Below are 19,576 nucleotides of genomic sequence, written 5' to 3' on the forward strand. Positions count from 1 at the left end.
GCCCGGCCTTTAAGCGCGGATGAGATAATGGGCGAGGTATGGTGGTGACCCGCATCGCCCCAAGCCCCACGGGGGACCCCCACGTGGGCACGGCGTACATCGCCCTTTTCAACTACGCCTGGGCCCGCAAAAACGGGGGGCGCTTTCTGGTGCGCATAGAGGACACCGACCGCGCCCGCTACGTTCCGGGGGCGGAGGAGAGGATTTTGGCCGCCCTCAAGTGGCTCGGCATCACTTACGACGAAGGCCCCGACATCGGCGGCCCCCACGGGCCTTACCGCCAGTCGGAAAGGCTTCCCCTCTACCGGGAGCACGCCGAGGAGCTTTTGCGACGGGGATGGGCCTACCGGGCCTTCGAAACCCCGGAGGAGCTGGAGCAGATCCGCAAGGAGAAGGGGGGGTACGACGGCCGGGCCCGGAACATCCCCCCGGAAGAGGCGGAGGAGCGGGCCAGGCGGGGCGAACCCCACGTGATCCGCCTCAAGGTCCCCCGCCCCGGCACCACCGAGGTCAAGGACGAGCTCCGGGGGGTGGTGGTTTACGATAACCAGGAGATCCCCGACGTGGTCCTCCTGAAGTCCGACGGGTACCCCACCTACCACCTGGCCAACGTGGTGGACGACCACCTCATGGGGGTCACGGACGTGATCCGGGCGGAGGAGTGGCTGGTTTCCACCCCCATCCACGTCCTCCTCTACCGGGCCTTCGGCTGGGAGGTGCCCAAGTTCTACCACATGCCCCTCCTGCGCAACCCCGACAAGACCAAGATCAGCAAGCGGAAAAGCCACACCTCCTTGGAGTGGTACAAGGCGGAGGGGTTTTTGCCCGAGGCTTTGCGCAACTACCTCTGCCTCATGGGCTTTTCCATGCCCGATGGGCGCGAGATCTTCAGCCTCGAGGAGTTCATCGAAGCCTTCCGCTGGGACCGGGTTTCCTTGGGGGGGCCGGTCTTTGACCTGGAGAAGCTAAGGTGGATGAACGGGAAGTACATCCGGGAGGTCCTCCCCCTGGAGGAGGTGGCGGAGCGGGTGAAGCCTTTTTTGCAACAGGCCGGGCTCTCCTGGCCTGACGAGGCCTACCTGCAAAGGGCCGTGGCCCTCATGCGCCCCCGCTTCGACACCCTCAAGGAGTTCCCAGAAAAAGCCCGCTACCTCTTCACCGACGACTACCCCTTCTCGGAAAAGGCCCTGGCCAAGCTGCAGGAGGGCCTACCTCTCCTCCGGGAGCTCCTCCCCGCCCTCAGCGCCCAGGAGGATTGGAGCGAGGCCGCCCTGGAAGGCCTCCTAAGGGGGTTCGCCGAGGCGCAGGGTCTCAAGCTCGGCCAGGTGGCCCAACCCCTCCGGGCTGCCGTAACAGGAAGCCTGGAAACCCCGGGGCTTTTTGAGATCCTGGCCCTCCTGGGCAAGGAGCGGGTCCTTAGGCGGCTGGAGCGGGCCTTGGCCGCCTCGTGAAAAGAAGCGCGAAAGGGGCTATACTGGGTGGGATGAAGCGGGTTTTCCTCCTCTTGTTCCTTCTCGGTTTCGCCAGCGCCCAAAGCGCCATCCAGATGCGCTTCGGCCACGGGGCAGCCCTAGGCCTCACCTTCGGGGCCGGGGTGGAAAGCCGCCTAAGGCAGAACCTGGTGGGCCGCCTCACGGCGGAACTCGCTCCCGCCGCCCCCGGGGTGGCCGTGGAGGCCGCCCTCCTCTTCAAGCCCGACCTGGGCCAGTACGACCCGGGCCTCACGGGCCTTCTCCCCTACTTCGGGGGCGGCTTGGGCGCCGTCTTGGGGCCACGCCCCACCGCTGGGGTGGGCTTCACCTTGGGCCTCGAGGGCCTTCTTGACCCCTACACCGGCCTCTTCGCCGAGGGGAGCTACGTCTACGGCTTCGCCGACTTCCCCAAGGTCTGGCGCTTGGCCCTGGGGGTAAACTTCCGCTAATGGGCTTCTTTGACCGCCTAAAGGCCGGGCTGGCCAAGACCCGGGAAACCCTCCTCAAGGCCATCCCTTGGGGCGGCAATCCCGAGGAGGTCTTGGAAGAGCTGGAGATGGCCCTCCTGGCCGCCGACGTGGGGGTGGCGGCCACGGAGGAACTTTTGGCGGAGCTTCGGGCCTCGGGAAGGAAGGACCTAAAGGAAGCGGTGAAGGAAAAGCTCGTCCAGATGCTGGAGCCGGACGAGCGCCGGGCCAGCCTGCGCAAGCTGGGCTTCCGCCCCCAAGCCCTCAAGCCGGTGGAGCCTCGGGGGCGCGTGGTGATGGTGGTGGGGGTGAACGGGGTGGGCAAGACCACCACCATCGCCAAGCTGGGCCGCTACTACCAGGCCTTGGGCAAAAAGGTGATGTTCTGCGCCGGGGACACCTTCCGCGCCGCCGGGGCCACGCAGCTCGCCGAGTGGGGCAGGCGCTTGGGCATCCCCGTGATCCAGGGGCCCGAAGGAGCAGACCCCGCCGCCCTCGCCTTCGACGCAGCCCAAGCCCGAAGGGCGCGGGGCTTTGACCTCCTTTTCGTGGACACCGCCGGCCGCCTCCACACCAAGCACAACCTGATGGAGGAGCTCAAGAAGGTGAAGCGGGCTATCGCCAAGGCCGAGCCCGGGGAGCCGGGGGAGGTCTGGCTGGTGCTGGACGCCGTCACGGGGCAAAACGGCCTGGAGCAGGCCAAGCGCTTCCACGAGGCGGTGGGCCTCACCGGGGTCATCGTCACCAAGCTGGACGGCACCGCCAAGGGGGGGGTTTTGGTCCCCATCGTGCGCACCCTGAAGGTGCCCATAAAGTTTATTGGGGTGGGGGAAGGCCCGGAGGACCTCCAGCCCTTTGACGCCGAGGCGTTTGTGGAGGCCCTTCTAGAAGCCTAATCCTCCTCCTTAGGCCGCCAGGGGCAGTGGCGGCACCCCGAGCCGCAGCAGTAGCCCCGCTTGCGGTGGTAGGCCTCGGTGAAGACCCTCCTATCCCCTTCCCAGTAGAAGTCCTCCCCTTCCCGCAAGGCCTCGTCCTCACTCTTCACAAACTCCAGTTTAGGGGTATGCTTTAGCCGATGAAGCGCGGCGCTGCCCTCCTCGGTTTCGCCTGGGTGGTGGCCTTGGTGGCCACCCTGGGTAGCCTCTACTACTCCGAGGTTCGGCTTTTCCTCCCCTGCGAGCTCTGCTGGTACCAGCGCATCTTCATGTACCCGCAAGCGGTGATCCTGGGCCTGGCCCTTTGGCGGCAGGACCTCGGGGTGTGGCCCTACAGCCTGGCCCTCTCCCTGATCGGGGGGAGCATCAGCACCCTGCACCTCCTGGAACAAAAGTTCCCCGAGCGCTTCACCCTGGCCTGCAAACCCCCCGTGCCCTGCTCGGTGGAGTACATCCCCCAGTTCCCCATCCCCTTGCAGGCCCTCATCGCCTTCCTTCTCATCGCCCTCAGCATGGGGCTTTTGGCCAAGGCGGCGAGGCAGGGCTAGGCCAAGCGCCGGGCCTCGAGGGCTCCCTCCACCTCCACGTACAAGGGGGCGAAGGGGGCCTCCTGATAAAGCCGCACCCGCCCCAAGCGGCAGGCCTCCAAAAGGGCGGCGAAGCCCACTACCTTTTCCTCCCAAGAAGGAAGGGGCAGGCGGTGGAAGGCTACCCGGCCCTTTAGGAAGGGCAAAAGCCTGGACCAGGCCTCCTGCAAGCCAAAGGCCTCCCGCGGCAGGTGAAGCACCGCCTTGCGAAAGGGGCGGGCCGCCTCGGCCAACACCTTGGGGGGAAGCCGCAAAGGAGGCCTGGGCACGGGGGGAGGAGCCGCCGGGTACAGCCGGGCCCGCTTGGCCCACCGCCCCTCCAAAAAGGCCACGGCCTCGGAAAGGTCCAGAAGGACCCGCACCAAGGGCGCTTCCTCCCCCTCCTCCTTGGGCGTCAGGGCCTTTTCCGGGGCCAGCTTCAGGACGAGGAGCTCCGCCAAAAGGGGCAGGAGCTCGGCCTTGGCCTTCAGGTCCTCCGGCACCTGGGAAAGGGCCTGCTCCACCACCTGCAGGACGGGGAGGTCCTTGGGGGAAAGCCGCCCCCGCCTCAGGGCCTCCCTAAGCTCCACGGGAGACCCGGAAAAACCGGGAAACTCTAGGCGGATCACGCCAGGACCGGCCGCTTCCGGGGCAGGAGGAGGCCCACCTTCTCCCGCACCTCTTCCATGGTGGCCGCCGCCACCGCCCGCGCCCGCTTGGCCCCTTCCACCAGGACGTCCATCACGTAGTCGGGGTCCCGCTTAAGCGCCTCCGCCCGCTCCCGGATGGGCCTTAGGGTCTTCATCATCTCCTCAAAGAGGATGCGCTTCACCACGTACGTGCCCACCCCCGCCTTGCGGTACTCCTCCTTGAGGGCCTCCACCAGCTCCTTGGGGGCGAAATAGGAAAGATAGGTGAAGACGATGGTCCTCTCCGGGTCCCCGGGGTCGGAAAGCCGGATCCTTTGCGGGTCGTCGGGCAGGTGCTGGACCTTCTGCCAGATGCTCTCCTCGGGCTCCAAGAGGCCGATGGTGTTCCCCAAGGACTTGCTCATCTTGGCCTTGCCGTCAATGCCCGGCACCCGGGGGGCCTCCGGGTTCAAGAGGGCCTCAGGCTCGGGGAAGGTTTCCCCGAAGAGGTGGTTGAAGCGGCGGGCGATCTCCCGGGTGAGCTCGATGTGCTGCACCTGGTCCTCCCCCACCGGCACGGTGTCCGCCTTGTAGATGAGGATGTCCGCCGCCTGCAAAACGGGGTACATGAGGAGGCCGCTCCAGATGGTTTCCTGCTTGCTGGCCTTGTCCTTGAACTGGGTCATGCGGGTGAGGTCGCCCAAGGGGGTCAGGGTGGTGAAGACCCAGGAAAGCTCCGTGTGCTCGGGCACGTGGGACTGGACGAAGAGGGTAACCTTGTCCGGGTCAAGCCCGGCGGCGATGTTCACCAGGGCCGCCTCAAAGGTGCGGCGGGCCAAGGTCTTGGGGTCGTAGGCCAGGGGGTTGGTGAGGGCGTGGTAGTCCACGATACAGAAGAAAGCCTCCCGGCCCAGCTTCTCCCCGAGGGCCACCCACTGCTTGATGGCCCCCAGGTAGTTGCCGATATGGATCTCCCCCGAGGGCTGGATGCCCGAGAGGACGCGCTTCATGGCCTAAGTGTAGCAAAAGGTTTTGGCCCCCTTTCGGGGGCCTTTTGGTGCCGGGGGCGGGACTTGAACCCGCACGCCCTCGCGGGCACACGACCCTGAATCGTGCGCGTCTACCAATTCCGCCACCCCGGCAGACGCAAGGGTCATTCTAGGGGGACGGGCGCCGCTCGTCAAGCTGGGCCGGAGCCTCCTCCTACCCGCTTCCTGGAAAGCCCACCTTGACCAAAGGGCCAGAAGCCCTTAGGCTAGGGAGCAATGCGGCGGGGCATCCTGCTAGACCTAGACCGGGCGGGCCCGGTCTAGGGAGGCCTTTCCGCTTTCCCCCGGGCCCCAAGGACCCGGGGGGCTTTTTATAGGGAGGGAGCCATGGGAAAGACGCTGTACGAGAAGGTTTGGGAAGCCCACGAGGTAAGGAGGCTCAGAAACGGGCAGAGCCAGCTCTTCATAGACCTGCACCTCCTGCACGAGGTGACGAGCCCTCAGGCCTTCGGGATGCTGAAGGACCTGGGGCTCAAGGTGCGCTACCCGCACCGCACCTTCGCCACCGTGGACCACATCGTCCCCACCCACGACCGCACCGAGCCCTTCCAAGACCCCCTGGCCCAGAGCATGCTGGAGGCCCTCCGGCATAACACCCAGGAACACGGCATCACCTTCTTTGACCTGGGGAGCGGAAACCAGGGTATCGTCCACGTGATTGGGCCCCAGCTCGGCCTCACCCAACCCGGCATGACCATCGCCTGCGGCGACTCCCACACCTCCACCCACGGGGCCTTCGGGGCGGTGGCCTTCGGCATCGGCACCAGCCAGGTGCGGGACGTCCTCGCCACCCAGACCCTAGCCGCCCAGAAGCTCAAGGTGCGGCGGATCAACGTGGAGGGGAAGCTTGCCCCCGGGGTCTACGCCAAGGACGTGATCCTCCACCTCATCCGCCACCTGGGGGTGAAGGGGGGCTTGGGCTACGCCTACGAGTACGGGGGAAGCGCCGTGGAGGCCATGGACATGGAAAGCCGCATGACGCTTTGCAACATGTCCATTGAAGGTGGGGCCCGGGTGGGCTACGTGAACCCCGACGAGACCACCTTCCGCTACCTCGAGGGCCGCCCCTACGTCCCCAAAGGGGCCGAGTGGGAGGAGGCCAAGAAGCGGTGGCTCGCCTGGCGCTCCGACCCCGACGCCTCCTACGACGACGTGGTCACCTTCCGCGCCGAGGAAATCGCCCCCACCGTCACCTGGGGCATCACTCCGGGGCAGGCCATCCCCATAGACGGCCGCATCCCCCTCTTGGAGGAACTTCCCGAGGAGGAGCGCCCCGTGGCCGAGGAGGCCTTGGCCTACATGGGCTTCCAGCCGGGACAGCCCATCAAGGGGGTGCCCATCCAGGTGGCCTTCATCGGGAGCTGCACCAACGCAAGGCTTTCCGACCTGCGGGAGGTGGCCCGCTACCTCAAGGGGCACAGGGTGAAGAAGGGGGTGCGGGCCCTGGTGGTGCCGGGCTCGGAGTGGGTGGCGAAGCGGGCCGAGGAGGAAGGGATCGCCGAGATCTTCCGCGAGGCGGGGTTTGAGTGGCGCAACCCGGGGTGCTCCATGTGCCTGGCCATGAACCCCGACCGCCTGGAAGGGGACGAGCTTTGCGCCTCCAGCTCCAACCGCAACTACAAAGGGCGCATGGGAAGCCCCAGGGGGCGCACGGTGCTCATGAGCCCCCTCATGGTGGCGGCGGCGGCGGTGGCCGGGGAGATTGCCGACGCCCGGGAGGTCTTCGGCGTGGTGGGCGCGCGCTAAGGAGGTGCAGGATGCTGGAGAAGTTTACGGTCATCCGGGGAAGGGCGGTGCCCCTTCGGGGCGAGGACATCGACACGGACCGGATCATCCCGGCCCGCTTCATGAAGGCCCTCACCTTTGAGGGCTTGGGCCGGTACCTCTTCTACGACGAGCGCTTTGACGAGAAGGGCAACCCCAAACCCCACCCCCTGAACGACCCCCGCTACCAGGGGGCGAGCATCCTTTTGGTGGAGTCGGGCTTCGGCTCGGGCTCTAGCCGCGAGCACGCCCCCCAAGCCATCAAGCGGGCGGGGTTTAGGGCCATCATCGGGGAGAGCTTTGCGGAAATCTTCTTCGGCAACGCCACCGCCATCGGCCTTCCCTGCGTGGCCTTGGCCCCGGAAGACCTGGCGGTGCTCTTCCAGGCGGTGGAGCAAGACCCCGGGCTGGAGGTGGAGATCGACCTGGTCAACCAGGAGGTGCGCTTCGGGGACCGGGTGGCTCCCCTCTTCATCCGGGAGGAGGCTCGGGAGGCCTTGACCCAGGGGCTTTGGGACCCCATCGGGGAACTCCTGGAAGCGGGGGAGCTCCTGGACGCCTTCGACCGGAAGCTCCCCTACCCTAGGAGGGCGGAATGAAGGTGGCGGTGCTTCCCGGGGACGGCATCGGCCCCGAGGTGACGGAGGCCGCCCTGAAGGTCCTAAAGGCCCTGGACGAGGCGGAGGGCCTTGGCCTCACCTACGAGGTCTTCCCCTTCGGGGGAGCGGCCATAGACGGGCACGGGGAGCCCTTCCCCGAGGTGACGCGGCGGGGGGTGGAGGAGGCGGAAGCGGTGCTTTTAGGGAGCGTGGGCGGGCCCAAGTGGGACAACCTGCCCAGGCCAATCCGCCCCGAAACCGGCCTCCTCGCCCTGCGGAAAAGCCAGGACCTCTTCGCCAACCTCCGCCCCGCCAAGGTCTTCCCGGGGCTGGAGAAGCTTTCCCCTCTGAAGGAGGAGATCGCCCGGGGGGTGGACGTCCTCATCGTGCGGGAGCTCACCGGGGGGATCTACTTCGGGGAGCCTCGAGGCATGTCCGAGGCAGAAGCTTGGAACACGGAGCGTTACAGCAAGCCCGAGGTGGAGCGGGTGGCCCAGGTGGCCTTCGAGGCGGCGAGGAAGCGCAGGAAACACGTCACCAGCGTGGACAAGGCGAATGTCCTCGAGGTGGGGGAGTTTTGGCGCAAGACCGTGGCGGAGGTGGGGCGAGCCTACCCCGAGGTGGCCCTGGAGTACCAGTACGTGGACGCCATGGCCATGCACCTGGTGCGCAGCCCCGCCCGCTTTGACGTGGTGGTGACGGGCAACCTCTTCGGGGATATCCTCTCGGACCTGGCGAGCGTCCTCCCTGGCTCCTTGGGGCTCCTCCCCTCCGCCTCCTTGGGCCGGGGCACCCCGGTCTTTGAGCCCGTGCACGGCTCCGCCCCGGACATCGCCGGCAAGGGGGTGGCCAACCCCACCGCCGCCATCCTCTCCGCCGCCATGATGCTGGAGCACGCCTTCGGCCTGGTGGAGCTGGCCCAGAAGGTGGAAAGGGCGGTGGCCCAGGCCCTGGTGGAAACCCCGCCCCCCGACCTGGGGGGCACCGCGGGCACCCAGGCCTTTACGGAGGCCGTGCTCCGCCGCCTAGAATGAGGGAAATGGTCCGCCACCGCTTTAGGGCTAAAGAGGGCCTACCCGCGCCAAGAGGCCCTGGAGGAGGGCTTGCGGAGGTCCTTTCCCTCCCCCTTAAGGAGGCCCTCCCATGACCCGCCATCGGACTACCCTAGACGCATTCCATCGCAGGGTGAAAGCCGGGGTGTTCCCCGAGGACCTGCGGCTTGGACTCGGGGAAGGAGACCTTCGCCACCCCGGAGGTGGAGCGTACCGGGAGGTGAAGGCCTCGGGCCCCGGGAAGCGGCTTTCCTTCCTGGGCGTGGCAATCCCCACGGAGGACCTATGAGAAAGACCCTGATCCTCACCGGGGCGAGCCGGGGCATCGGTAAAGCCCTAGCCCTGGAGCTCGCTAAGGCGGGTTACGACCTGGTGCTCAACGCCCGCTCGGAGGCCCCCCTAAGGGGGGTGGCGGAGGAGGCCCAGGCCCTGGGGGCTAGGGTGACCCACGTGGCGGGGAGCGCCGGCAAGGCCGAGGTGGCCGAGGCCCTGGTGCAGAAGGCGGTGGAGCTCGGCCACTTCTTCGGCTACATCCACAACGCCGGGGTCCTGCACCCAGGGCCTTTGCTCTACGAGGTAGCGGAGGCCCTCTTCATGGAGGTCCTCGAGGCCAACCTCCTCGCCGGCTACCAACTCGCCCGCTTCGCCTATCCCCTCCTAAGGCACCAGGGGGAAGGGCTTGCGGTCTACGTGGGCTCGGGGGCAGCGGAGACGAACCTCCCCGGCATCGGCGCCTACGCCGTGGCCAAGGCGGCGGAGGAGCACCTGGCGCGGCAGCTGGCCACGGAGGTGCCCGAGGTGGCCTGTTTTATTTACCGCCCCGGGGTGGTGGAAACCGAGATGCAACGTCAAGCCCGAGAGGCACAGGGAAGCGCTGCTCCTGTGCTGCAGCGGGTCTTTAGGGGCTACAAGGAAGAAGGCCTTCTACTTACGCCGGAGGAGGCGGCCAGGGCCCTGGTGCGCCTTCTCCCCAAGGCAAGGCAGTACCACGGCAAAACCGCCAGCTGGAGGGACGCATGAGATCAGATCGCATCAAGAAAGGACTGCAGCAGGCCCCGGCCCGGAGCATGCTCCGGGCGGTGGGGGTGGGGGACGAGGACTTCCACAGGCCCTTCGTGGGGGTGGTGAACACCTTTACGGATGGGATGCCCTGCAACTTCCACCTGCGGCAGCTGGCCCTGGACCTCAAGGCGGGCCTAAGGGAGGCGGGCCTGGTGCCCTTCGAGTTCGGGGCCCCCGCCATCTCCGACGGCATCAGCATGGGCACCCCGGGCATGCGGGCCAGCCTCGTGAGCCGCGAGGTCATCGCCGACAGCGTGGAGCTCGTGGCCCAGGGCTACCTTTACGACGGCATGGTGGCCCTTTCCGCCTGCGACAAGACCATCCCCGGGGGAGCCATGGGGGTCATCCGGAGCGGCGTCCCCGGCATGGTCCTCTACGGCGGCACCATCGCCCCCGGGGAGTGGCGGGGCAGGAAGCTCACCATCGTGGAGGTCTTTGAAGCGGTGGGCCAGCGGGCGGCGGGCAGGATCACGGACGAGGAGCTTTTGGAGGTGGAAAAGCGGGCCATCCCTGGCCCCGGGGCCTGCGGCGGCCAGTACACCGCCAACACCATGGCCATGGTCCTCGAGGTCCTGGGCCTCTCCCCCGTGGGCTACAACGCCATCCCCGCCGTCCACCCGGAAAAAGCCCAGGCCACGCGGGCGGCGGGGCGGATCCTGGCCGAGGCCATCGCCAGGGACTGGAAGCCAAAGGACTTCCTCACCCGCAGAAGCTTCCTCAACGCCATCGCCACCGTGGCCGCCACGGGGGGGAGCACCAACGCCGTGCTCCACCTCCTGGCCATGGCCAAGGAGGCGGGGGTGGAGCTCCGCCTGGACGACTTCGACGAGGTTTCCCGCAAGACCCCGGTCATCGCCGACCTAAGGCCCTGGGGCACCTACACCGCCTGGGAGCTCTACGAGGCAGGGGGTACCGCCTTGGTCTTTAAGCGGCTTTTGGAAGCGGGCCTCCTCTATGGGGAGGAAAAGACCCTCACCGGAAAGACCCTGGCGGAGGAGGTGGAGCGGGCCTACCGCGAACGGGAAGGACAACAGGTGGTCTTCCCCGTGGAACGGGCCCTCAAGCCCCACGGGGGCCTAGTGGTGCTCAAAGGCAACCTCGCCCCCCAAGGGGCCGTTTTGAAGCTGGCCGGCACCGAGCGCACCTTCTTCGAGGGCACGGCCCGGGTCTTCGACTCGGAGGAGGCGGCCATGGAGAAGGTCCTCAAGGGGGAAATCTGCCCTGGGGACGTGGTGGTCATCCGCTACGTGGGGCCCAAGGGGGCCCCCGGCATGCCGGAGATGCTCTCCGTGACCAGCGCCCTCGTGGGGGAGGGCCTGGGCCCCGAGGTAGCCCTCCTCACCGACGGCCGCTTCTCCGGGGGCACGCGGGGCCTCATGATCGGCCACATCGCCCCCGAGGCCTTCGTGGGCGGCCCCATCGCCCTCCTGGAGGAGGGGGACCGGGTGCGGATCGACGTGGAGAACCGCCGCCTCGAGGTCCTCCTCCCCGAGGAGGAGCTCGCCCGGCGCCGTGAGCGGTGGCAGCCCCGCCCACCCGCCTTTCGCCACGGGCTTTTCGCCCGTTACGCCGCCTTGGTGCGCCAGGCGGACGAGGGCGCCAGCCTGGAAAACCCCCTTTAGGGGCGCTTCACCTGGTCGGGGGTGAGGTTTAGCCCCCGCCCCCGCCGCACCTCCTCCGGGGTGAAGGCCTCCCCCTTGGCCCCGAGGAGGGCGCGGAGGTGGTTTAGAAGGGAGGCGACCTCTTCGTCCTTGAGCTGGGCGAAGCCGGGCATCAAACCCGCCTCGCCCTTCTTGCCGTAGAGGACCACCAGGACCAGGTAGCGCCGCCCTTCCGGGGTGGCGAAGAGGGGGGCCACCTCTTGAAGCCCTGGGTAAGGGCGCACCCCCTGGGCCCGCTCCCCGTGGCATTGGGCGCAAAGCCGCCGCCAAGGCTCCCCCCCCTGGGCCAGGGCCACAATCCCCAGAAGGAAGAGGGCCAGAAGCCGCTTCATGGGCTCATTATAGACAATAAACCTACCCTGGGCTCTTTAGCGGGCCTTTATCTCGGTCCAGACCCGGTCAAAAAGGGCGATTTCCGGCCCCAGGTCCTTGAGGTACTCTAGCTTGGCCCGAACCTCCTCGGGGGGAAAGACCACGGGGTCCTGGCGCATCTCCTCGGGCAGAAGGGGAATGGCGGCGGCCACCGGGGTGGCGTAGCGGGTGTACTCGGCCAAGGCGGCGGCGTTCTCCGGGGCCAAGAGGAAGTCAATAAAGCGGTAGGCCAGCTCCTGGGCTGGGCCCCGCTTCAGGACCACCAGGGCGTCGGTCCAAAGGGTTCCCCCTTCCTTGGGGATGACGTAGCGGAGGCGCGCCTCCTCCTGGCGGGCCTGGAGGACGTCCCCCGAGTAGGCAAGGCTCAAGGCGGCGTCCCCCGCCAGGATGCGGTTTAGCGCCTCGATGCCCCCGGCGAAGCCCACGGAGCGCCCCTTAGCCGCAATCAGGAGCTCCTTGGCCTTCTCCAAGGCCACGGGTTCGGTGGTGTTCACCGAGTAGCCCAAATACTTCAGCGCCGCCCCGATGGTCTCCCGCATCTCGTCCAGGAGGAGGAAAGGCCCCACCTGGCGCCCTGGGTCGAAGAACACGGCGTAGGAGTCCACCGGGCCCTTCACCAGGTCCTCCCGGTAAGCGATCCCCGTGGTGCCCCAGAGGTAGGGGATGGAGTACTGGAGGCCCGGGTCGTAGGGGGGGTCTTGGAAAAAGGGGTCCAGGTTCTGGAGGTTGGAGAGCTTGGCCTTGTCCAAGGGAACGATGAGCCCCTCCCGGACCATCTGCAGCACGTAGTAGTCCGGGGCCACCACCAAGGAGAACTCCTGGTCCGCTCCCGCCTTCAGCTTGGCCAGCATGGCCTCGGGGGACTCAAAGGTGTCCAGGACCACCTTGGCCCCGGTTTCCGCCTCGAACTTCTTCACGAGCTCCTCGGGGATGTAATCCGCCCAGTTCAGGAAGTAGAGGGTGCCCGCCCCCTGGGCCGGCCGGGGCCGGAGCAGGAAAACCCCCAACAGGACCAAAACCGCCAGGAAAAGAAAGACCGTCACACGCCTCATACCCGCCTCCGGGAAAGAGCATACCCCAAAGCCAGAAAAACCGCCGAAAGGCCCACGATAAGGGTGGAAAGGGCATGGACCTTAGGGCTCACTCCTAGCTTGACGCTAGAGTAGATGTAGAGGGGCAAGGTGGTGGCCCCGGGGCCAGCGGTGAAGAAGGTGACCACGAAGTCGTCTAAGGAGAGGGTAAGGGCGAGGAGGGCCCCCGCCGCCACCCCCGGCCAGGCCAAGGGCAAGGTGACGTAGAGGAAGGTCTGGAAGCCCCTGGCCCCCAGGTCCCGGGCCGCCTCCTCCAAGGCGGGGTCCAGAAGGAGAAGCCGGGAGCGCACCACCAAGGTGACGAAGGCCAGCTGGAAGGTAATGTGGCCCAGGATCACGGTGAGGAGGGAAAGCCGGGGAAAACCGAAAAGCTCCCGGGAAAAGGCAAAGAGGAGCAAAAGCGAGATCCCCATGACCACGTCGGGCACCACCACCGGGACATAAAGGAGGTAGCGCAAAAGCGCCTTGCCCCAAAAGCGGTAGCGCACCATGCCCAAGGCGAGGAGCGTACCCAAGACCGTGGAAACCAGGGTGGAAACCAGGGCCACCGTCAGGGTGTTTAGGAAGTACTCCAACACACGCGGATCCTGGAACAGGGCCCGGTACCAGTCCAGGGTGAAGCCGCTGAAGCGCACCCCCCGGCGGCTCTCGTTGAAGGAAAGGGCCACGATGACCAGGATGGGCCCATAGAGGAAGAGGTAGACCAAGAGGGCGTGGAGGGAAAGTAGCCGCCTCATACCAGCTCCTCGAGCCCCCTTTCCCCCTGGATCCGGGCGTACAGGTAAAGGCTTAGGAGGACGAAGCCCATGAGGAAAACGCTCAAGGCCGCCCCGAAGGCCCAGTCCCGGGTGACGCCGAACTGCTGTTGGATGAGGTTGCCGATGAGGACCACCCGCCCCGCCCCCAAAAGGTCCGCCACCACGAAGGTGCCCATGGCGGGGATAAAGACGAGGACGCTACCGGCAAAGAGCCCGGGATAAGTCTGGGGGAGCACGGCGTGCAAGAAGGCGCGGAAGGGCCTCGCCCCCAGGTCGTAGGCCGCCTCCAAAAGCTGCCAGTCCAGCCTCTCCACGCTGGCGTAGACGGGCAGGACAAAGAAGGGCAAGAAGGTGTAGACCGTGGCCAGGAGCACGGCGCCAAAGGAGGGGTAGAAGGCGAAGGGGCCCAGGCCGAAGGCCCCCAGAAAGGCGTTCACCAGGCCTTCCCGCTGGAGCAAGACCAGCCAGGCGTAGACCCGGATGAGGAAGTTGGTGAGGAAGGGCAGGAGGAGCAAAAAGAGGAGGAGGTCCCGCTTGGGATGGCGGGCGATGTAAAAGGCCAAGGGGTAGCCCAAGAGGGCGGAAAGGAGGGTAGCCCAGACCCCCACCAGGAGGCTTTGGGCGAAGGCCTCGAGGTAGACGGGCTGGAGAGCCCGGGCGTAATTGTGAAGCCCTAAGGGCAGGCCGAGCTCCCCATAAGGCCCCCGGGAGAGGAAAGAGGCCAGGAGGACCAAAAGGGAAGGGAGAAGCACAAAGAGGAAGAGCCAAAGCCCCCCCGGCCCTACGGTGACCAGGACCCGCAAGATGCGCTGCCCAGGAGTCGCCGCCTCATTCATGAACCACCACCAGGTTCTCCGGGGGAAGGTAGCAGTAAACCTCCTCCCCATAGCCGAACTCCTCCGCCCCTGGCTCCTGCAGGTCCTGGTTGAGGGTGTAGGCGAGAAGCCGCACCTCCCCCGCCCTAAGGTAGTACTGGTTCTCCGCCCCCGTGTAGACGATCTCCTCCACCGCCGCCCGCACCAGGTTCTCCCGGGCCGGGGCCCCGTTTTGCGCCGGGTAGAGGCGGATCTTTTCCGGGCGGATGGCCAAGAGGGCCTCCTTCTGCAAGGGCTCTTTCAGGCGCAAGGGCCCCAGGGGGGTTTCCGCCCCCAAAGGGTGGGGCTTAGCAGGAAGGAAGTTGGAGCGGCCTAAAAACTCGGCCACAAAGCGGCTCTTGGGCCGCTCGTACACCTCGTCGGGAAGGCCCATCTGCACGATGCGCCCTTCCCGCATCACGGCGATGCGGTCCGACATGACCAAAGCCTCTTCCTGGTCGTGGGTGACGAAGATGAAGGTGGTGCCAAGCCGCCTCTGGAGCTGCATGAGCTCCACCCGAAGCTCCTGGCGTAGCCGAGCATCCAAGGCGGAAAGGGGCTCGTCCAAAAGGAGGACCAAGGGCTCTAAGACCAGGGCCCGGGCCAGGGCCACCCGCTGCTTCTGCCCCCCGGAAAGCTCCCGGGGGTAGCGCTTCTCCAGGCCCATAAGGTCCACGAGCTCCAAGGCCCAGGCCACCTTCCGCTTCACCTCCGCCTGGGCCAGGCCCTTCATCCGAAGGCCGAAGGCCACGTTCCCCTCCACGGTCATGTGGGGGAAAAGGGCGTAGTTTTGAAACACGGTGTTCACTGGCCGGGCGTAAGGGGGAACCCCCGCCATGTCCTTACCGGCGATCTCCACCCGCCCGGCGTCCGGCGTGTCGAACCCGGCCAGGATCCGCAAAAGGGTAGTCTTGCCGCACCCAGAAGGCCCCAGGAGGCTGAAGAACTCCCCCCTTCGCACCTCCAGGTCCACCCCGTCCAAGGCCACCACCCCGCCGAAGGCCTTGCGCACCCCGGCCACGCGCACCAGCACCTCCGCCACGGGGCCCAGTTTAGCAGGCTAGGGCGCCGCCCGGTCCCGGTGGACCAAAAGGACCAGACCCAGGGAAAAGAGGGTGGCCATCAGGCTAGAACCCCCGTAGGAAAAAAGGGGCAGGGTTAGGCCGGTGACGGGCATCACCCCCAAGGCCACCCCTAGGTTCACCACCACCTGAAAGCCCAGCATCCCCCCCACGCCGGCGAGGAAAAGGCGGTCGGCCATGCGGGAACACTCCAGGGCCAAGCCCAAGAGGCGAAGGAGCAAAAGGGCGTAAAGGCCCAGGAGGGCCACCGCCCCCACGAACCCCCATTCCTCCGCCCAAACCGCAAAGACAAAGTCCGTGTGGCGGAAGGGCACGAAGCCCAGTTGCGTCTGGGTTCCTTGCCCGTACCCCTTGCCGAAAAGCCCCCCAGAACCGATGGCGATGGTGGACTGGATCACCTGGAAGCCCTGGCCCAAGGGGTCGCGGTAGGGGTCCAAAACGATGAGGACCCGCTCCCGCTGGTAAGGCTTGAGGTTGGGCCAGACCACGGTGGGCACCAGGAGGACCAGGGCCAAGACCCCCACCAAAAGATGCTTCCAAGGAAGCCCCCGCACAAAGAGCACGGCGAAGGCGCCGAAGAGGACCACTAGGGTGCCCCCAAGGTCGGGCTGGAGGAGGAGGAGCGCCGCCACCGGGGCCGTGAGGAGGCCTGGCAAGACGTAGTCCCAAACCCGGCGGATGGGCCTTTCCTCCAGGAGGCGGGCCAGGGCCAGGACCAGGCCCACCTTGGCAAGCTCCAGGGGCTGGAACTGGAGAGGCCCCAGGACAAACCAGGCCTTGGCCCCGTTGATCTCCCGGCCCACCCCAAGCACCGCCACCAAGAGGGCCAGGGAAAGGGCGTAAAGGGGGTAGGCCCAGGCGAAGAGGAGCCTGCGGGAGAGGAACTGGACCGCCACCGCAAGCCCCAGTCCCAAGGCCAGGGCCAAGGCTTGCCGTGGGATCAGGGCGGGGTCCGGGGTGGCGCTTTTCAGATTGAGGAGCCCCAGGGCAGCCAGGGCCAAGGCCAGGAGGATCAGGCCCCAGTCGTAGGCGAGAAGGTTAGGCCGTCTGAGGACCATGCCGCCCTTAGCGCAAGGGGATGTCCGCCACCAGCACCACCTTCTCCCCCCGTTCCTCCAGGGCCACCTGAAGCCCCTCCTCCTGGGCAGGGAAGTAGCGGCGGAGGACCTCCAAAAGGTCCTTTTTTAGGCTTTCCACCAACCCCGGGGAAAGCCTGGCCCGGTCGTAGGCCAAGACCAGCTTGAGCCTCTCCTTGGCCTTTTCCTTGCTCCGCTTACGCCACCACATCACCGACCCCCGAAGAGCTTGCGGATGACCCCCAAGAAACCTTGGGCCTCCTCCAGGTGGCGGAAGGGCACCTCCTCGCCCCGCATGCGCCGGGCGGTGTCCAAGAAGGCCTGGGCGGCGGGGCTCGCCCCTTTGAGGACCAAGGGCTCCCCTTGGTTGGTGGAGACGATCACCTGCTCGTCCTCGGGGATGATGCCGATGGGCTTTAGGCCCAGGATCTCCACCACGTCCTCCACGGAGAGCATGTCCCCCCGGCTCACCATCTTGGGCCGGAGGCGGTTGATGACCAGGTAGTTCTCCCGGATCTCCCGGGCTTCCAGGAGGCCAATGATCCGGTCGGCGTCGCGAACGCTGGACACCTCGGGGTTCACCACCACCAAGGCCCCCTCCGCCGGGGTAGCGGCGGTCTGGAAGCCCTTCTCAATGCCGGCGGGAGAGTCGATGAGGACGCGGTCAAAGCCCTCTTCCGTGAGAAGGAAGCGCACCAGTTCTTGGAACTTGGCCGGGTCCAGCGCCTCCTTGTCCTTGGTCTGGGAGGCGGGGAGGAGGTAGAGGTTTTCCACCCGCTTGTCGCGGATGAGGGCCTGCCGAGGCTTGGCCCGCCCCTCCAGGACGTCGATGAGGTCAAAGACCACCCGCCCCTCGAGGCCCATGACCACGTCCAGGTTTCTCAGGCCCACGTCCACGTCCACCACCGCCACCTTCTCCCCCAGCTTGGCCAAGGCCGTACCCAGGTTGGCGGTGGTGGTGGTCTTCCCCACCCCGCCCTTGCCGGAAGTCACCACGATGGCTCTCGCTTTCACGTTACCCCCTCCTGCTTGGCCTCCAATACCTCCTCCAATCCGCGCAGGAAATCCAAAACCCGCTTGCCCCGCGGGGTCAGGGTGTATTCTACCCGGGGCGGCACCTCGGGGTAAGCCCGCCGCTCCACGAAGCCCAAGACGTGGAACTCGCGAAGCCGTTCCGCCAGGGTCCTGGGGGAAAGGACGAGGAGGCTTTCCAGGTCGGAAAAGCGGGAGGCCCCCCGGCTCAAGGCAAAGAGCACCTCCGGCGCCCCCCGCCTGGCCAGGACCTTGAGCACCTTGCGGGCGTTCTTGGACAGGGCCATGGGCTAATGCTATCAAAAGAGGATGTAGCTAGGAAGCAGGGAAGCGAGGCGGGAAAAGGGGTATGCTAAGGGGGTGCGGGAAGAGCCTAAGCCCGACTGGAAGGATTTTTTGGCCCTGGTGTTAGCCGCCTACAGCCTGCTCCTTCCGCCCTTACTCCTCATTCTGGGGGTTCTCTTTCTCGCCCTTCTTCTCCTCCGCCTTTTCCTGTAAAACTAAGCTATGGAAGGCCTTTTTGAGTCCTTGCCGGAAGGTTACCGGGAAAAGCTCGGCCGCCCGGGGGAGTACCCCTTCACCCGGGGCATCTACCCCCGGATGTACCTGGACCGGCTCTGGACCATGCGCCAGTACGCCGGCTTCTCCACCGCCGAGGAGTCCAACGCCCGCTACCGATACCTTCTGGCCCAGGGCCAGACGGGCCTCAGCGTGGCCTTTGACCTACCCACCCAGCTGGGCCTGGACCCCGACCACCCCATGAGCGTGGGGGAGGTGGGGCGGGTGGGGGTGTCCATCGCCACCCTCGAGGACATGCGCAAGCTCTTTGACGGCATCCCCCTGGACCAGGTCTCCACCAGCATGACCATCAACGCCCCCGCCATGATGCTCCTCGCCCTCTACCTCCTGGTGGCGGAGGAGCAAGGGGTTTCTTGGAACAAGGTCTCGGGCACGGTGCAAAACGATATCCTCAAGGAGTTCTTCGCCCGGGGTACCTACATCTACCCTCCTGGGCCCTCCATGCGCCTGGTGACCGACATCTTTGAGTTCTGCGCCCAACACGTGCCCAAGTGGAACACCATCAGCATCTCCGGCTACCACATCCGCGAGGCGGGGGCCACCGCCGCCCAGGAGATCGCCTTCACCCTAGCCGACGGCAAGGCCTACGTGCGGGCGGCCCTGGAGCGGGGGCTGGACGTGGACGCCTTCGCCCCCAGGCTCTCCTTCTTCTTCGCCGCCCACAGCGACATCTTGGAGGAGGTGGCCAAGTTCCGCGCCGCCAGGCGGCTTTGGGCCCGCATCATGCGGGAGGAGTTCGGGGCCAAGGACCCCAAAAGCTGGATGCTCCGCTTCCACACCCAGACGGGGGGCTCCACCCTCACCGCCCAGGAACCCCTGAACAACGTGGTGCGCACCGCTTACCAGGCCCTGGCCGCCGTGCTCGGGGGCACGCAAAGCCTCCACACCAACGCCTACGACGAGGCCTTGGGCCTGCCCACAGAGAAAAGCGCCCTCCTGGCCCTGCGCACGCAGCAGATCCTGGCCTACGAGAGCGGGGTGACCAAGGCCATTGACCCCTTGGGGGGAAGCTTCTACCTGGAGCACCTCACGGACCAGTTGGAACGGGAGGCGGAAAAGCTCATCGCCGAGATCGACGTCCTGGGCGGGGCGGTAGCCGCGGTGGAAGCGGGCTACTTCCAAAGGGCCATCGAGGAGTCCGCCTGGCAGTTCCAGAAGGAGGTGGAGGAGGGCAAGCGGATCCTCGTGGGGGTGAACCGCTTCTTTGACCCCCATAGCCCCTTGAACGAGCCTGTGCCCGTGCAGCGCATCGACCCCGAGCTCCACGAAAGGAGGAAGCGGGAGCTTGCCGCCTTCAAGGCCAAGCGGGATGGCGAGAGCGTCCGGGTGGGCCTCGAGCGCCTGCGCCAGGCGGCGCGGGGCCAGGAAAACCTCTTCCCCCACGTCCTGGAGGCCTTCCGCCGCCGGGCTACCTTGGGGGAGGTCTGCGGGGTCCTGCGGGAGGAATGGGGAGAGTACCAGCCAACGAGGTGAGCC

23 protein-coding genes, 1 tRNA gene and 1 pseudogene are annotated in these 19,576 nt (G+C 66.7%); 12 read left to right on the top strand and 13 right to left on the bottom strand.

Translation table 11 applies throughout. The features are described 5' to 3' along the window. Positions 1-38 precede the first annotated feature (38 nt). From gltX to ftsY, 3 genes are read left to right on the top strand one after another with little or no spacing between them, the layout of a single operon-like run. Positions 39-1,451, top strand: a complete 1,413-nt coding sequence (gltX, locus tag ABXG85_RS03070) for a glutamate--tRNA ligase (protein WP_353512268.1) — start codon at positions 39-41, stop codon at positions 1,449-1,451. A 32-nt stretch (positions 1,452-1,483) separates the two neighbouring features. Next, positions 1,484-1,921 (top strand): hypothetical protein, encoded by a 438-nt coding sequence (locus ABXG85_RS03075; RefSeq protein ID WP_353512269.1) that lies wholly within the window; start codon positions 1,484-1,486, stop codon positions 1,919-1,921. Then, positions 1,921-2,835, top strand: a complete 915-nt coding sequence (gene ftsY / locus ABXG85_RS03080) for a signal recognition particle-docking protein FtsY (protein WP_353512270.1) — start codon at positions 1,921-1,923, stop codon at positions 2,833-2,835. Before ABXG85_RS03075 ends, ftsY begins: the two co-directional genes overlap by 1 nt. Here the strand turns inward: ftsY and ABXG85_RS03085 are convergent. Next, positions 2,832-2,984, bottom strand: a complete 153-nt coding sequence (locus ABXG85_RS03085; RefSeq protein ID WP_353512271.1) for a C1orf53 family protein — start codon at positions 2,982-2,984, stop codon at positions 2,832-2,834. The two genes, ftsY and ABXG85_RS03085, sit on opposite strands and share 4 nt — an antisense overlap. A gap of 30 nt (positions 2,985-3,014) precedes the next feature. On the opposite strand from ABXG85_RS03085, the gene ABXG85_RS03090 reads away from it, so the two are divergent. Next, complete coding sequence (locus ABXG85_RS03090) at positions 3,015-3,422, top strand: disulfide oxidoreductase (RefSeq protein ID WP_353512272.1); 408 nt, start codon at positions 3,015-3,017, stop codon at positions 3,420-3,422. Here ABXG85_RS03090 and ABXG85_RS03095 read toward each other — a convergent pair. The 3 genes from ABXG85_RS03095 to ABXG85_RS03105 all read right to left on the bottom strand — a co-directional run bounded on the left by ABXG85_RS03095 (position 3,419) and on the right by ABXG85_RS03105 (position 5,211). Then, entirely contained in the window at positions 3,419-4,069 is a 651-nt protein-coding gene (locus ABXG85_RS03095; RefSeq protein ID WP_353512273.1) for a chromosome segregation protein ScpA, read from the bottom strand. The genes ABXG85_RS03090 and ABXG85_RS03095 overlap by 4 nt on opposite strands. Then, complete coding sequence (gene trpS, locus ABXG85_RS03100; protein WP_353512274.1) at positions 4,066-5,079, bottom strand: tryptophan--tRNA ligase; 1,014 nt, start codon at positions 5,077-5,079, stop codon at positions 4,066-4,068. The genes ABXG85_RS03095 and trpS overlap by 4 nt, the downstream gene beginning before the upstream one ends. 45 nt (positions 5,080-5,124) lie before the next feature. Then, positions 5,125-5,211, bottom strand: a tRNA-Leu gene (locus ABXG85_RS03105). A gap of 234 nt (positions 5,212-5,445) precedes the next feature. Between ABXG85_RS03105 and leuC the strand changes: the two genes are divergently transcribed. The 6 genes and pseudogenes from leuC (at position 5,446) to ilvD (ending at position 11,217) form a co-directional block, all read left to right on the top strand. Beyond that, the gene (gene leuC / locus ABXG85_RS03110; protein WP_353512275.1) at positions 5,446-6,864 is read left to right on the top strand and encodes a 3-isopropylmalate dehydratase large subunit; all 1,419 of its coding nucleotides are present in this window, start codon (positions 5,446-5,448) and stop codon (positions 6,862-6,864) included. A gap of 11 nt (positions 6,865-6,875) precedes the next feature. Next, a complete protein-coding gene (gene leuD, locus ABXG85_RS03115) occupies positions 6,876-7,481 on the top strand; it encodes a 3-isopropylmalate dehydratase small subunit (protein ID WP_353512276.1) in 606 nt (201 codons plus the stop codon). Continuing rightward, positions 7,478-8,515 carry a 3-isopropylmalate dehydrogenase gene (gene leuB / locus ABXG85_RS03120; RefSeq protein ID WP_353512277.1) on the top strand — a complete coding sequence of 346 codons (1,038 nt, stop codon included), beginning with the start codon at positions 7,478-7,480 and terminating at the stop codon, positions 8,513-8,515. Before leuD ends, leuB begins: the two co-directional genes overlap by 4 nt. A 109-nt stretch (positions 8,516-8,624) precedes the next feature. Next, positions 8,625-8,723 (top strand): annotated as a pseudogene (locus ABXG85_RS12910) (Uma2 family endonuclease); the annotation flags it as partial. A 95-nt stretch (positions 8,724-8,818) separates the two neighbouring features. Further along, a complete protein-coding gene (locus ABXG85_RS03130) occupies positions 8,819-9,553 on the top strand; it encodes an SDR family NAD(P)-dependent oxidoreductase (protein ID WP_353512279.1) in 735 nt (244 codons plus the stop codon). Continuing rightward, positions 9,550-11,217 (top strand): dihydroxy-acid dehydratase, encoded by a 1,668-nt coding sequence (gene ilvD, locus ABXG85_RS03135; protein ID WP_353512280.1) that lies wholly within the window; start codon positions 9,550-9,552, stop codon positions 11,215-11,217. The genes ABXG85_RS03130 and ilvD overlap by 4 nt, the downstream gene beginning before the upstream one ends. On the opposite strand, the gene ABXG85_RS03140 is transcribed toward ilvD, so the two are convergent. Genes ABXG85_RS03140 through ABXG85_RS03180 form a run of 9 tightly spaced genes read right to left on the bottom strand, consistent with a single transcriptional unit; the run spans position 11,214 to position 17,808 of the window. Beyond that, positions 11,214-11,588: a c-type cytochrome gene (locus ABXG85_RS03140; RefSeq protein ID WP_353512281.1), complete on the bottom strand. Its 375-nt coding sequence runs from the start codon at positions 11,586-11,588 to the stop codon at positions 11,214-11,216. The two genes, ilvD and ABXG85_RS03140, sit on opposite strands and share 4 nt — an antisense overlap. 36 nt (positions 11,589-11,624) lie before the next feature. After that, complete coding sequence (locus ABXG85_RS03145; protein ID WP_353512282.1) at positions 11,625-12,680, bottom strand: polyamine ABC transporter substrate-binding protein; 1,056 nt, start codon at positions 12,678-12,680, stop codon at positions 11,625-11,627. After that, positions 12,677-13,456 (bottom strand): ABC transporter permease, encoded by a 780-nt coding sequence (locus tag ABXG85_RS03150; RefSeq protein ID WP_353512283.1) that lies wholly within the window; start codon positions 13,454-13,456, stop codon positions 12,677-12,679. The genes ABXG85_RS03145 and ABXG85_RS03150 overlap by 4 nt, the downstream gene beginning before the upstream one ends. Further along, complete coding sequence (locus ABXG85_RS03155; protein ID WP_353512284.1) at positions 13,453-14,313, bottom strand: ABC transporter permease; 861 nt, start codon at positions 14,311-14,313, stop codon at positions 13,453-13,455. Before ABXG85_RS03155 ends, ABXG85_RS03150 begins: the two co-directional genes overlap by 4 nt. After that, a complete protein-coding gene (locus tag ABXG85_RS03160; RefSeq protein WP_353512285.1) occupies positions 14,306-15,373 on the bottom strand; it encodes an ABC transporter ATP-binding protein in 1,068 nt (355 codons plus the stop codon). Before ABXG85_RS03160 ends, ABXG85_RS03155 begins: the two co-directional genes overlap by 8 nt. Positions 15,374-15,391: 18 nt before the next feature. Then, positions 15,392-16,471: a rod shape-determining protein RodA gene (gene rodA, locus ABXG85_RS03165; protein WP_353512286.1), complete on the bottom strand. Its 1,080-nt coding sequence runs from the start codon at positions 16,469-16,471 to the stop codon at positions 15,392-15,394. A 7-nt stretch (positions 16,472-16,478) separates the two neighbouring features. Next, a complete protein-coding gene (gene minE, locus ABXG85_RS03170; protein WP_353512287.1) occupies positions 16,479-16,700 on the bottom strand; it encodes a cell division topological specificity factor MinE in 222 nt (73 codons plus the stop codon). Continuing rightward, positions 16,700-17,503 carry a septum site-determining protein MinD gene (gene minD / locus ABXG85_RS03175; RefSeq protein WP_353512288.1) on the bottom strand — a complete coding sequence of 268 codons (804 nt, stop codon included), beginning with the start codon at positions 17,501-17,503 and terminating at the stop codon, positions 16,700-16,702. The genes minE and minD overlap by 1 nt, the downstream gene beginning before the upstream one ends. Next, positions 17,500-17,808: a winged helix-turn-helix transcriptional regulator gene (locus ABXG85_RS03180; RefSeq protein WP_353512289.1), complete on the bottom strand. Its 309-nt coding sequence runs from the start codon at positions 17,806-17,808 to the stop codon at positions 17,500-17,502. The genes minD and ABXG85_RS03180 overlap by 4 nt, the downstream gene beginning before the upstream one ends. 73 nt (positions 17,809-17,881) lie before the next feature. Here ABXG85_RS03180 and ABXG85_RS03185 point away from each other — a divergent pair, with 73 nt between their 5' ends. After that, positions 17,882-18,019: a hypothetical protein gene (locus ABXG85_RS03185; protein WP_353512290.1), complete on the top strand. Its 138-nt coding sequence runs from the start codon at positions 17,882-17,884 to the stop codon at positions 18,017-18,019. Positions 18,020-18,028: 9 nt separating this feature from the next. After that, the gene (locus tag ABXG85_RS03190) at positions 18,029-19,573 is read left to right on the top strand and encodes an acyl-CoA mutase large subunit family protein (RefSeq protein ID WP_353512291.1); all 1,545 of its coding nucleotides are present in this window, start codon (positions 18,029-18,031) and stop codon (positions 19,571-19,573) included. The last annotated feature ends 3 nt before the right edge of the window (positions 19,574-19,576 follow it).

Origin of the sequence: Thermus sp. LT1-2-5 (genome assembly GCF_040363165.1) — a bacterium.
Classification (GTDB): Bacteria; Deinococcota; Deinococci; order Deinococcales; family Thermaceae; genus Thermus.

What these genes read in the sequence shown, in the direction of transcription:
- gltX (WP_353512268.1), top strand. Translation starts at nt 39, where the DNA reads ATGGTGGTGACCCGCATCGCCCCAAGCCCCACGGGGGACCCCCACGTG.
- ABXG85_RS03075 (WP_353512269.1), top strand. Translation starts at nt 1,484, where the DNA reads ATGAAGCGGGTTTTCCTCCTCTTGTTCCTTCTCGGTTTCGCCAGCGCC.
- ftsY (WP_353512270.1), top strand. Translation starts at nt 1,921, where the DNA reads ATGGGCTTCTTTGACCGCCTAAAGGCCGGGCTGGCCAAGACCCGGGAA.
- ABXG85_RS03090 (WP_353512272.1), top strand. Translation starts at nt 3,015, where the DNA reads ATGAAGCGCGGCGCTGCCCTCCTCGGTTTCGCCTGGGTGGTGGCCTTG.
- trpS (WP_353512274.1), bottom strand. Translation starts at nt 5,079, where the DNA reads ATGAAGCGCGTCCTCTCGGGCATCCAGCCCTCGGGGGAGATCCATATC.
- leuC (WP_353512275.1), top strand. Translation starts at nt 5,446, where the DNA reads ATGGGAAAGACGCTGTACGAGAAGGTTTGGGAAGCCCACGAGGTAAGG.
- leuD (WP_353512276.1), top strand. Translation starts at nt 6,876, where the DNA reads ATGCTGGAGAAGTTTACGGTCATCCGGGGAAGGGCGGTGCCCCTTCGG.
- leuB (WP_353512277.1), top strand. Translation starts at nt 7,478, where the DNA reads ATGAAGGTGGCGGTGCTTCCCGGGGACGGCATCGGCCCCGAGGTGACG.
- ABXG85_RS03130 (WP_353512279.1), top strand. Translation starts at nt 8,819, where the DNA reads ATGAGAAAGACCCTGATCCTCACCGGGGCGAGCCGGGGCATCGGTAAA.
- ilvD (WP_353512280.1), top strand. Translation starts at nt 9,550, where the DNA reads ATGAGATCAGATCGCATCAAGAAAGGACTGCAGCAGGCCCCGGCCCGG.
- ABXG85_RS03140 (WP_353512281.1), bottom strand. Translation starts at nt 11,588, where the DNA reads ATGAAGCGGCTTCTGGCCCTCTTCCTTCTGGGGATTGTGGCCCTGGCC.
- ABXG85_RS03145 (WP_353512282.1), bottom strand. Translation starts at nt 12,680, where the DNA reads ATGAGGCGTGTGACGGTCTTTCTTTTCCTGGCGGTTTTGGTCCTGTTG.
- ABXG85_RS03150 (WP_353512283.1), bottom strand. Translation starts at nt 13,456, where the DNA reads ATGAGGCGGCTACTTTCCCTCCACGCCCTCTTGGTCTACCTCTTCCTC.
- ABXG85_RS03155 (WP_353512284.1), bottom strand. Translation starts at nt 14,313, where the DNA reads ATGAATGAGGCGGCGACTCCTGGGCAGCGCATCTTGCGGGTCCTGGTC.
- rodA (WP_353512286.1), bottom strand. Translation starts at nt 16,471, where the DNA reads ATGGTCCTCAGACGGCCTAACCTTCTCGCCTACGACTGGGGCCTGATC.
- minE (WP_353512287.1), bottom strand. Translation starts at nt 16,700, where the DNA reads ATGTGGTGGCGTAAGCGGAGCAAGGAAAAGGCCAAGGAGAGGCTCAAG.
- ABXG85_RS03180 (WP_353512289.1), bottom strand. Translation starts at nt 17,808, where the DNA reads ATGGCCCTGTCCAAGAACGCCCGCAAGGTGCTCAAGGTCCTGGCCAGG.
- ABXG85_RS03190 (WP_353512291.1), top strand. Translation starts at nt 18,029, where the DNA reads ATGGAAGGCCTTTTTGAGTCCTTGCCGGAAGGTTACCGGGAAAAGCTC.